Origin of the sequence: Streptomyces sp. NPDC004111 (genome assembly GCF_042874215.1) — a bacterium.
In the GTDB taxonomy this organism is placed as follows: domain Bacteria; phylum Actinomycetota; class Actinomycetes; order Streptomycetales; family Streptomycetaceae; genus Streptomyces.
In genome coordinates this window covers 1-10,336 of sequence record NZ_JBIAMU010000049.1, presented here as the reverse complement: position 1 = coordinate 10,336, position 10,336 = coordinate 1, and the positions used below count along the sequence as shown (strand labels likewise).

The 10,336-nt window shown below is 67.8% G+C and carries 12 protein-coding genes and 1 pseudogene; 6 read left to right on the top strand and 7 right to left on the bottom strand.

Features of this window, described 5'->3' with window-relative positions; all coding sequences use genetic code 11:
* Positions 1–143: 143 nt before the first annotated feature.
* Entirely contained in the window at positions 144–728 is a 585-nt protein-coding gene (locus tag ACFYVL_RS44470; RefSeq protein WP_389255881.1) for a hypothetical protein, read from the top strand.
* Between the two features lie 858 nt (positions 729–1,586).
* Here ACFYVL_RS44470 and ACFYVL_RS44465 read toward each other — a convergent pair.
* Together ACFYVL_RS44465 and ACFYVL_RS44460 are read right to left on the bottom strand one after the other, a co-directional pair.
* Entirely contained in the window at positions 1,587–2,153 is a 567-nt protein-coding gene (locus ACFYVL_RS44465; protein ID WP_389255879.1) for a DUF5710 domain-containing protein, read from the bottom strand.
* A 245-nt stretch (positions 2,154–2,398) separates the two neighbouring features.
* On the bottom strand, positions 2,399–2,683 hold the full coding sequence (locus ACFYVL_RS44460) for a GNAT family N-acetyltransferase (RefSeq protein ID WP_389255877.1): 285 nt from the start codon (positions 2,681–2,683) through the stop codon (positions 2,399–2,401).
* A 482-nt stretch (positions 2,684–3,165) separates the two neighbouring features.
* Here ACFYVL_RS44460 and ACFYVL_RS44455 point away from each other — a divergent pair.
* Both ACFYVL_RS44455 and ACFYVL_RS44450 read left to right on the top strand, forming a co-directional pair.
* A pseudogene (locus ACFYVL_RS44455) lies at positions 3,166–3,477 on the top strand (integrase core domain-containing protein); the annotation flags it as partial.
* 370 nt (positions 3,478–3,847) lie between these two features.
* The gene (locus tag ACFYVL_RS44450; protein WP_389255875.1) at positions 3,848–4,318 is read left to right on the top strand and encodes a hypothetical protein; all 471 of its coding nucleotides are present in this window, start codon (positions 3,848–3,850) and stop codon (positions 4,316–4,318) included.
* 1,070 nt (positions 4,319–5,388) lie between these two features.
* On the opposite strand, the gene ACFYVL_RS44445 is transcribed toward ACFYVL_RS44450, so the two are convergent.
* Together ACFYVL_RS44445 and ACFYVL_RS44440 are read right to left on the bottom strand one after the other, a co-directional pair.
* Complete coding sequence (locus ACFYVL_RS44445; RefSeq protein ID WP_389255873.1) at positions 5,389–5,772, bottom strand: fic family toxin-antitoxin system, toxin component; 384 nt, start codon at positions 5,770–5,772, stop codon at positions 5,389–5,391.
* Positions 5,769–6,068, bottom strand: coding sequence for a DUF1778 domain-containing protein (locus tag ACFYVL_RS44440; RefSeq protein WP_389255871.1), 300 nt, complete (start codon positions 6,066–6,068; stop codon positions 5,769–5,771). The genes ACFYVL_RS44445 and ACFYVL_RS44440 overlap by 4 nt, the downstream gene beginning before the upstream one ends.
* 497 nt (positions 6,069–6,565) lie before the next feature.
* Between ACFYVL_RS44440 and ACFYVL_RS44435 the strand changes: the two genes are divergently transcribed.
* Entirely contained in the window at positions 6,566–6,694 is a 129-nt protein-coding gene (locus tag ACFYVL_RS44435; RefSeq protein ID WP_389255870.1) for a hypothetical protein, read from the top strand.
* Positions 6,695–7,231: 537 nt separating this feature from the next.
* Positions 7,232–7,519, top strand: a complete 288-nt coding sequence (locus ACFYVL_RS44430; RefSeq protein WP_389255869.1) for a hypothetical protein — start codon at positions 7,232–7,234, stop codon at positions 7,517–7,519.
* Between the two features lie 86 nt (positions 7,520–7,605).
* Here ACFYVL_RS44430 and ACFYVL_RS44425 read toward each other — a convergent pair whose 3' ends face one another.
* Positions 7,606–7,749: a hypothetical protein gene (locus ACFYVL_RS44425; RefSeq protein ID WP_389255867.1), complete on the bottom strand. Its 144-nt coding sequence runs from the start codon at positions 7,747–7,749 to the stop codon at positions 7,606–7,608.
* Between the two features lie 241 nt (positions 7,750–7,990).
* Between ACFYVL_RS44425 and ACFYVL_RS44420 the strand changes: the two genes are divergently transcribed.
* Complete coding sequence (locus ACFYVL_RS44420; RefSeq protein ID WP_389255865.1) at positions 7,991–8,347, top strand: YciI family protein; 357 nt, start codon at positions 7,991–7,993, stop codon at positions 8,345–8,347.
* A 32-nt stretch (positions 8,348–8,379) separates the two neighbouring features.
* Here ACFYVL_RS44420 and ACFYVL_RS44415 read toward each other — a convergent pair whose 3' ends face one another.
* Positions 8,380–9,408: an ISKra4 family transposase gene (locus ACFYVL_RS44415; protein ID WP_389255863.1), complete on the bottom strand. Its 1,029-nt coding sequence runs from the start codon at positions 9,406–9,408 to the stop codon at positions 8,380–8,382.
* 218 nt (positions 9,409–9,626) lie between these two features.
* On the bottom strand, positions 9,627–10,336 hold a 710-nt coding region (locus ACFYVL_RS44410), incomplete at its 5' end, for a transposase (RefSeq protein WP_389255861.1).

Below are 10,336 nucleotides of genomic sequence, written 5' to 3'. Positions count from 1 at the left end.
AACTGCGGCGGGTAGTTCTTCATGACCACGAGATGTCCGTTCTCAGATCCTCAGGATCCAGTGTCTCGTGTGTTCAACATAAGGGGGTAAGGCCCGAGTGCCTTCCCGAAGTCCTGGCACGGTTGCTGGAGCCTGATCCCAGGGTGCAGGTCGCCGCTTTGTCGGAACTGAGTGAGCTGGTCGGCCACCAGAACAGCATCTACGAAGCCACCGCCCCCGTCGCCCTGTATGTCGCCAGCATCCTCACCCACCCGGCGGCCATGACCCTGCGGCCGTATCGCAACGTTCCCTTCCGCGCGGCATTGTTGAACTGGTTGGTTTCCACGGCCTACGACGCCTGCGACGAGACTGTCGCCCGCACCGAGCAGTACTCCCCTGGCTTCCTCACCCACGGCACCACGCTGGCGGCCTTCCGGGACCTGCGCCCGGTGCTCTATCGCGCGGTCGTACCCTTCCTTCAGGACAGTCACGAGGACGTGCGCGAAGCCGCTGGCCTCGCCGCGCTCATCCTCGCCGAACACCCCGCGCTCGCCCAGCACCGCAATCGCCTGGCCGTGCACGCGCGCCGCATCCTGGATACAAGCAGTGATGCCTTTCGCCAGCGCGTTGCCTTAAAGGCCCTCGAAGCGTGGGGCAACGACGTCACCGGCATTGAATCTTTCCAGGAGGAGCTCTGGGACTGCGGGCCGCACAGCGATGGCCGTGGCGATCTCGAACCTCCCTTCTGACTGAACCGACGCGGCGCAGTTGCGTTGGACGGCGCTGGGGGACACAACTCGTCGGCGGGCCGCGGTCATGCTCCATGGCGGTCCGGGTCTGCCGGACTATCTGGGCGATGTCGCCCCCATGGTCGCCGATCTCGCGCCTGTGTACCGGTACGACCAGCGCGGCGCGGGCCAATCCCCGTGGCAGGGGCGTTATTCCTTCGCCCGGATGTCGACGATCTCGCCGAGCTGCTCGACTGTCACGCCGCTGGACGAATTGTCAGACCCTGTCTCTAGAGTGCGTCGGGATGGGGCCGGTTCCGAGGCCACCAGCACGAGAGAACGGCAGCCTCTCTGGTCTGCACGGGGGCGGTTTCGGCCCAACCGGCGTCCAGGCACCGTCGAGGGCCACGAGTGCAGCCGGACAGCCCGGCCCCCTCCCGCCCGACCTCACTGCCAACGCACCACGGCTGGTGCCCATATCTCCGTACTCCGCGGTGCACACCGCAGCCCCTCACCGCTCCGTTCCGCATCCGGCCGCACCTCGTGCCGTCCGGTCAGCGACGACGTCGAAAGATCTGTCGGAGCACTGAAGGCGCCGCTGTCTCCTGCGGTTACGGCCCGTGCACGAGGCAACGCGGTTTCCTCCGGCCGTGCTTCAGCAGGCTCGGCGGGCAGTGCGATGCCGCGTTCGATGGCGATCCGTGCCACGGCCTCGCCCGCGTCGGCGGCAGGTGCCGGGCCCGGGATGGCACGCTCCGCGGCGAGCGTCGCTGCGGCGACGCCTCGTCGCTCGCCGGCATGAGGCGGGCGCTGGAGGGTGACCCCGGCGTCGGTGAGCATGCTCAGATCCAGCGTCCAGGACCTGGCCGACCGCGCCTCTCACACGTTGAACGCGGAGCGGATGTGGCTGCGGGCCGCGGTAGGGCTCATACCCGTGACCTTGACCAGATACGCGAACGCCTTCGCCTCCAGGCCGCGGACCTGGGCGTATCCGTAGTGGGTGACGGTATGGCAGTCCGTGCACAAGCAGATCAGCCGCTTGAGGCGTTGAACGCGGGCGGTGTCGTCGTACACCCAGCGCTCGTGGGCCTCCAGCCACCGCTTGGCGTCCCGGTTCTCCGCGGCGCCACAGGCCTCGCAGCGCATCGAGGCCCGCCTGGTGATCATCCGGCGGAGCCGTTCCCAGTCCCGCGGGGTGACGCAGGAACGGACGTTGGTGAACCAGCAGCTGGAGGGCACCAGGTCGACGAACAGTCCCTCGCCGAGGGTGCGGTCCTCGCCGGGCAGCAAATCGGGCACGTCCGGGGCCGCGGCCCACGGCTGAAGGCCGGGCATGCCCGTGCGAGGCGCATGCCAGCGTTTGGCGGCCGGGTCCCACCGGGCCCCGGCCGCCTTGGCCTGGTCCTTCTCCGCGTACGGAACATCCAGCCAGATCCGGTCGGCCATCGTGTATCCCTCCCGTGTGCGTCGAGGCGGTACCAGGGCTACTCCTTCGACGCCTGGCGACGCTACCGGCCGCACGCGCACCGCGCCGGACGAACAACGCTCTTTCTCGCGTGATGTCCTGACCCGATGGCACGCTGACGGAAAGACGGCGGTGAGGGACACGCCGGTGCTGCTGCCAGCTTCGGCCTGTCTCGGTATCCGGTGGACCCTCCTGGCCGTACCGGGCCGGCTGGGGATGCCCGGGGTCAGATGGTGCGGGAGAACATCTGCTCGCCGGGCAGCGGGGAGGCGCCGACATCGCGGTACCTGGAACTGCCGGGAAGGAGGACCGACTCCCCTGCATGGATGGTGAACCCGTGGCGCCGGTAGAACCGGGCAAGGCCCGCGTCTGCGGCGGTGAACTGCCCGTAGGCCAAGAACGCCCGGTGATCACGGTGGATTGCCAGAGCGTTGGTGAGGAGAGCTGAGGCGATGCCCTGGCGGCGCTGGTCCTCGGCAACGGCCAGGGCGCGGATCTTGGCGTAGGCCATAGCCGTGGCCCCCAGGGCTGCCGGAGACGGATGAGTCGATCTCCTTCTGCCTGAGGACGCAGTACGTGAGGTAGTCGCTGATAGTGACGGGGACCAGGGGCTCCTGTCGTCGTTGGGGGCGCGTGGGACGCGGAGTTGCGGCAGCATCAGTGCATTGCGCCACCAGTCGCGGAACGTCTCGTCGTACCTGGCTTGGAGCTGGCTGGCAGGCAGCCGCCAGACCTCCCGGCGGCCTGACCCAGTGTTACGCCGTCATGATCAGGATGTCGGTGGCGGGAGCCTTGATCTGGCCGTGCACCGTGAAGCCGGGACCGCTGTCGGCAAGCCGCTGCTTGCAGGTTCCCCAGGCTTCACGGGCGCGGACGTCGGCGCGCAGGTAGTCGCAGAAGAGCAGGGCGAAGCGGGCGTTCGGTGCGCGGAGGTGTGTGAGGAACAGCTACGCTCGCTACAACAGCCCGGTGTTGCAACCACGGGTTGAACTGGCCCAATACACGTCTTTCGCGTTCACCGCGCACCTGATCGAGGCGGGTGTCGATGCCTCGATCGGCACCGTCGGCGACGCCCTGGACAACGCGCTCATGGAATCCCAGATCGGCCTCTACAAGACCGAGCTGATCAAGCCCCGCAGGCCCTGGTACGGCCTCGCAGACGTCGAACTCGGCACCGCGGAATGGGTCGACTGGTTCAACAACCAGCGCCTCCACACCGCGATCGGAGACATCCCACCCCACGAGCACGAGACCAACCACTACGCTCAACACCAGCCCCAACCGGCGGCTGGAGTCAGCGCATAGAGCCTCCACCGATCCCGGAGCGGTTCATAGGGCGGTGCGGTCATGATGGTGTTCGTCGCCCCGATCGCCTTGGGGGTAAGTCGGCCCGGTGCGGTCGAGGTGGTGGCCGGGCCCGGTGCGGAGGTTCCGGCCGGTCTCGGCGTGCAGGGCCGCGCGGGTCAGCGGGCCGTACACGCCGCCCTGCTCCGGACCGCAGAGACCCCCAGCCTGGGCAAGGACGGGTACGACACCGCACCCGCACCCGACTGCTGTAACGGCGGGGACCGGCCGGAAACAGCCTCCGGGTCCGCCCTGATGCCATCGGCAGCAGCCGTTCCTACCCTGGCGTGGCCCGGTGGAGTGCCGGGGCCGACGGATGGGGGACGGACGTATGGGAGTGGCACGGAGACTGCGACGCGCGGGGGTGGTGGCCGCGCTCGCCGCGCTTCCGCTGATGCTCAACCCGGCCACCGCGCAAGCGGCGGGCGACTGGACGGACTACACGGACCTGGTCCCCTACATGCCTGACCTGCCGGGGTTCCGGGACGGAAGCGTGGACTACGCCGGCGGGTACGTCTGGGCAATGATCGGCTGGGACGGCACCAAAGAAGTGTGGCTCAAAGCGATCGCCAAGGACACCGCCGGGGACGGCAAGGGCATCGCCATGCAGATCCGCTACCAGTCGTACCGCAACGGCGCCTGGAGCGGCTGGCAGTACCGTCTCCCCGCCAAGGCGGGGGGCCTGAACAAGAAGGACATCAAGCTCTACGAGAACGACGTGCCGATCAAGAACGTGCAGTTCCGGGGCTGCTACTACACGGGGACCAGCACCATCGTCCAGTGCGACGGCACCTGGCACTGATCAACGCCCCGCATGACCTGACCGGAGACTTCCTCCGCCGGGAATCTGCAAGATTCCCGGCGGAGGCAGTCGTGCAGGGGCGACAGCGCCCAGGCCGCAGCGGCCCGGTGGGCTGCCTACGGACGAGGGGCACAATGCGGGCGGGCGGCTCGACTACGCGGCACGGTCCGTGGGCCGGGACAGATTGACTTTCCCCGGCCCACAGGCCGTCAGTGTGCGCTGTTTTTCGCTACTCGATGGTGAACTCCCCGCCAGCGGGCGCTAGCTGCGCCGACTGACAAAGATTCCGGCTACCCCGAAGCCTGCCCCCACGATGAGAACGACTGCGAGCCAGAGCGGTCCGTTCACCAGGGCTATAGCCGCTCCGATGGCCATCAGCAGCGTTCCGAGCGCGCCAATGAGTTCTCCAGTTTTCATTCACAGGACTCCAGTCCGGATGCGGCGCTGCCAGCGCCAGCGACCAAGGAACCGGCGGCAGTGAGGGTCGTGCCGCCGGAGGCGGGGGGCCACCAGCAGCGAGACCGCCGCCAACCGCGCCCAGGCCAGATGCCAGGCAACCCCGGCCCACATCGATATCGATGCCAAAGAGCAGCACGGCGAGCGATCTCAGCACCCCACTGCACCGCCACGGACAGACAGGCAAAGGACAACGCCCGCCACACGATGTCTGGCCACCACGCACCACCCACCAGCAGGCGCACCAGCACTGCGGCAACCGACCCGCACAGCACCGAAGCCCACGTCACTGTCCACCACCGCCGAAGCCCCATACCGGGCGTCTACCCGCCAGGAGAACCGCATTCCTCTGCCCCATCGCGGTGGCGAGGACCTCACCGAGCCGAGGCCTCCCCGGCGAGCCCTTCGACAGGACCCAGGCCGCGCCGTCCTCACGCCAGGCCCGGCGCGCCCTCGACCAACCGTCTGATGATCCGCAAGCAGCGGCGGTCTCCGGGTTCTTCTGCCCGCCGTCGAATGCTCCACGGCTGCTCAGCCCGAGCCGCGGGTAGGGCTGCGGTCCAGGTGCACGCGTCTACACCTTCGACGCTGCGGCTGCTGCTGTACGGAAGGGGTCAGGTGGTGGTCCAGTCCCGCAGCTGGCGGGCGATCTGGGCGACGCCGAGTGTTCCCCGGGCCGCGTCGCGCACGAGCGCGACCGCGGCCTTCGGCGGGTAGTGGAGTTCGCGGGCGTGGAGCAGCAGGTACGCCTCGGTCGCGTGCCAGGCGAAGGCCTCGTTGGAGTGCTCCAGGCACGGCAGTTTCGCCAGGGTCTGCAGCAGCGCGCCGGCCTTGAGGTACAGCGAGCCGTAGATGTCGCGCTCCATGGCCCGGGCGTTGACCCGGGCGGCTGCGGCGTACAGCGGGCCGAGGTCGTCGACCTGGGGGTCGCCGTCGAGCAGGCCGGCGGCGTGCAGCAGGAAGGTGACGTCGAGCGGGAGGGGCTCCGGCTGGGTCACGCGGCGTGGCCCCGCTCGTGGTGCTGTTCCAGGTCGCGGCGCGCTTCCTGCTCGGCCGCCCGCTGCTCGGTGCCGGGGTCGAGGCTGTCGGGCTCGGCGGCGAAGGCGGCGCCGCTGTGGGCCATGGAGGCCTGGAAGCCGTCGAGGAATCGCCGCTCCACGGCAGTGGCCCGGTCGTAGGCGGCCGAGAGGATGTACTCCTGCATGCTGACGCCGGCCTGCTTGGCCGCTGCCGCGATGGCGGCCCGCTGCGCAGGGTCGGGGAACCGCAGGCTCATTGCTTTGGGGTCCGACATGGTATCGACGGTACCAGCACTACCACACTTGCGTGCCGGAAGAGACGCACACGCCCAGGGCACCACTGCTCCACCCGCCGCCGCGACCTGAAGGCTGTCCAGTCAGGGAGGCAGCGCCGGGCCCGAGCCCGGCCGCACCGTCGCTGTGAAGACACTTCGGGTGGACCTCGCCCGCGGGCTGGCACTTCACAGCAGTCGACGCCCCCTCCAGTTCTCGGTCTGCAGATGCAGCACGGTGCCGGTCACCTCACTGAACACGCCGAGGTAGGTGCGTTCACTGCGAGATGGGGGCTCGTGACAGCGGGTCGCGGCGGGACAACGCCGTCGGCTTCCGCGAAGTCGCCTGGTAGAGCGGCACGTTGCCGCAGCCGGCTTCGGCTGGTCAATCCACAGAGCCCGCCGCCTATTATCGAACATATCTACTAGTGAAGCCCTAATGTGAGCAAGTGGCCTTTGTGGACTATTGGGGTCAGTTGTGTGCGTGCCACAGTCTCGGCATGAGCAAGATCACCGCATTTCTCACCCCAGTAGCCACGGCCGCGATGCTCCTCATCGGTTTCACGCCCCCGCCCACGCAGGGCGTCGGCGTAGTCGGTGGGCGTCCGTTTCGTGATCACGTGTGCTGAAGGAGGGCGGGCGGACGGTTCCCTGCTCACGGACGTTGTGCTTCGGAGCCGTTGCGTCTCCCCGCACCGTCGGGTGGAGCGAGCCGACTGCGCTGGGGGATGATCTCCTGCGTGGCTGAAGAGGCAGGTACAGGTGCGGACGACGCTTGTGCATGGGATGAGCGACTTGGCTGGGCGTTCGGACTGATAGCGGATGATCCGGCTGCGAGGACTGCAGCGCTTGCCTGTCTGGCTGAGGCACGGAGGCAGGTCGCGGACGCGCTCGGTCGGTCCAACGAGATGTGGCGGCTGACGCTGCCCCTGGGGGCGGAGGAGCAGTACCGGGAGCCGGCCTTTCTTGAGGCGCGTCGGAGGTATCACCAGGCGCAGAGACGTTCGCTGCCTGACGGGCTGTGGGGTCGCCCTGCGAGCGGGGATCTGGCGACTTGGCCGGGGTTGCCCTATGTGTTGCTCTTCCTGGAGTGGGAAGCGAGATATCCGCGGGAGTGGACGCAGCATGCGAAGGCGTGGGGTACGAAGCAGAGTCTTATCCGGGGTATGGCCCTGGCTCACCAGGAGGAGGCGGTCAGGGCGAAGCTCACCGATCTGGTCGAGATCGTCGTCCTCCGCGCGTATCGCTGCAAGGACCGCGAGTACGTGCGGGTTGCCCGGGCTGTCGACAGCGCTGACCTGCGCGGCAGGCTCGATCGTGCGGTCGATTCGGACAGTCCGTGGGCCCGGTGCCATGCAGGGTATGTGCTCTGGCTCCTTGACCGCCCTGGCGTGCCGAACACACCGCATGTCTGGCGGGCGTGGGTGGCAGGCAAGGCTGCGGCGTTGATGTGACCTGAGGACGATGCCAGGAAGGTCCCGTGATCATGGAGTGCTCCACGCCCTCGTGACCTGCCTGGAAGACCGTGCCTGCCGACGCATCATCCGCGATACCGCTCGCCCTTGACCAGCTCCGAGAGCAGCTCGACGTCGGGCACGAGGAGGTGCCCGGCCTGCTGGAGCGGCTGGCCCAGGTGCCGGATCCGCGCGATCCACGCGGAGTGCGGCACGCGCTGTCGGACCACGAAACCTGTAACACTCCCGTCGACGGACGGCCAGACCTCCCCCGGCCCCGACTGCGAACTGCTCAGGCGTTGTGCGCGTGGGGTGCGGCTCCCTTTGAGTGAGCTCCCGTCTTGAACCTCGAGGTGCTTGCCGAATGAAACATTCATAGAACACTTGCACGATTTAGTGGTGGTGGCGACACTGTCCTCTTGCGGAGATCACTCGATCTCGGCAGTGTGTCGTAGCGGGGGAGAGTCGCGTATGCCGCAGTTTGTTCTGCTCGTCCATGAGGACGAGGCCGCGTGGGCGTCGGCTGAACAGAAGGTGCGCGATCGGATCGTCCAGCAGCACTATGAGTTCTCCGCTGCGCACAAGGGCGTACTGGTCGACGGCAACGAGTTCCAGGCCACCGCCGTGTCGATCGATGTTCGCGGTGGCAAGGTCACGCCGTCGCCGGCTCCCGCACCGGGCGTCGCGGTGCCGTGCGGCTACTTCCTCGTCGAGGCAGAGGACATCGACCATGCCGTGCGCATCGCTCAGCAGATCCCCATGGAATTCGGTCATGTCCAGGTGCGCCCGGTGCAGGTCTGGGAGCCGCGCGACGCGCCTGCTGTGTAGTCAGGCGGCCTGAAGTGCCGCAACAGGACAGGTCAGGCCATGAGGGTGTATTTGGCCTGGTCATGTACTGGGTAGAGGCGTCGGTGTTCCTCGGCGAGGTGGTACTTCCAGTAGGGGCCTAGATCGTGATTAGCCGCGACGGCACGGAGTTTCAGGACGGCTTCGGCGCCGTCGAGACCCCAGCGGGCTCCTGAGATGTCGAGTCTGTCGGCGATCAGATGCCTGGCGGCGCCTTCGATGATCCCGGTGGCGATGGGCCATCCGGCTTCGAGTGCCTGGTCGTAGCGCAGGAACTCGTTCTTGGTCCGCAGGTAGCGGACGCAGGTGTCGGCGCCGCGTCGCTGTTCGGCACTCAACTCGGCCTGATCGGCTTCGGCTTGGATGGCGTCGGCGGCCTCGGTGGCGTTGCCGTTCAAGATCGCCAGGGCGTGGGCGGCGACCCAGCCCTCCGCGGCGGTGTCGCCCGGAGCATGGAAGCACCAGCTCGCGGACCACAAGTACTCGAGAACGTGCACAATGTCGATGACGATGTGCACGTCGACGTCGCGGAGGCGTGCTTCTGCCTGGATCAGGTCGAGTTGATACGGGGCACCGTCGACCAGCACCACCCAGCACCGGCGGTGGTCTCGGTCGCGGGCCTCGGCGTGGTTGAAGACCCGCCGGATGGTGTGCTCGGCGTCGTGTTCGACCGATCCGCACAGCCACTTGGCCCGGGCGACGGGTCCGGGCCGTGGAGTGTAGTCGCCGCTGCGGCCGCCGGGTGGGGCGATCACATCGTGCGGGCGGCGCGGAACCGGCTCGCAGTCGTAGACGGCGCCGAGGGTGGCCATGCGTTTGCGGGCGGTCTTCTCACCTGCGGAAAGGCGGGTGCGGAAGGTGTACTGCCGCTTCGCGGCCGCCTGCCGGGTCGCTTCCCTGAGCGCCTCCGGCCTCATTACGATCCCCTTGCCGTCCACGGACAACACCAACACCGTGGAAGCCGGGCAGGGTTCGACGACCCGCGCATCGTAGAAGGCATCGATATCGCGGGCGGCCTCGACGAGCAGGCCGCCTAGGCGCAATGCCGTTGCGTTACGTTCTGGCTGTTCTCGGTCGGTGGATGAGGACGGCCTGGTCGGGGGTTTTGGTGGGTTGTGGCCAGTGCCGGTGCTTGGCTCTCTTGAGCCGGTAGTTCGACATCTTGCGTTTCACGACCCGGGGCTGGCTGCGGAGCCGGCGTGGTGGGCGGAGCATGGAAAGGCTGTCATCACGGAACCGAATCAGCCTGCTGATCAGGTACTCAGGGGGAAAAGACGCCTGGCACAGTGGTAACACTGCGTCGGACCTGGCGCAGAGTGTCGGTGAAGGAGAGCCGGTCCGGGTCGGACTCCCGGACGGCGGCGCATCTGAACATCAAGGACCGCAGGGCGTGGTGGACCAGTAGGTGCGCCCAGATCTGCTGGCATACTCCCTCGGGTGTCTTGCTGGAGAGCACGACCCGCGGGCCTCGTTGCTGGGTCTTGATCTCGGCGAGAACCGACTCCACCTCCCAGCGTTCGCCGTACAGGGCGGCCAACTCTGCTGCGGGATAACGCTCTTCATCGAGAAGGTCGGTGACCAGGCGGTATTCTTCCGCCCCTGCGCGGGCACCGATGCCGTTGAGTCCGTAAGCGATCACCCGCACCCTGACCGGATCACGCTTCTTGCCGTCGGCGCCAGCATGCAGGCGACTGAGCCAGGACCCATCCACAAGCCGCTCCTGCACGGGCAGTACGCGGTTCGCCGGGGCCCGCCACAACAGGTGGGCACCGGTCGCGGTGAAGGCCCGCCACAGGGGGACGCCAAGGAACTCGCGGTCGGCCAGCACGAGCATGTCCGGCCCGGTCGAGCGGGCCAGGCAGGCCGACAAGGTCAGGGGCCTTACCCCCTGATGTTGAACACACGAGACACTGGATCCTGAGGATCTGAGAACGGACATCTCGTGGTCATGAAGAACTACCCGCCGCAGTT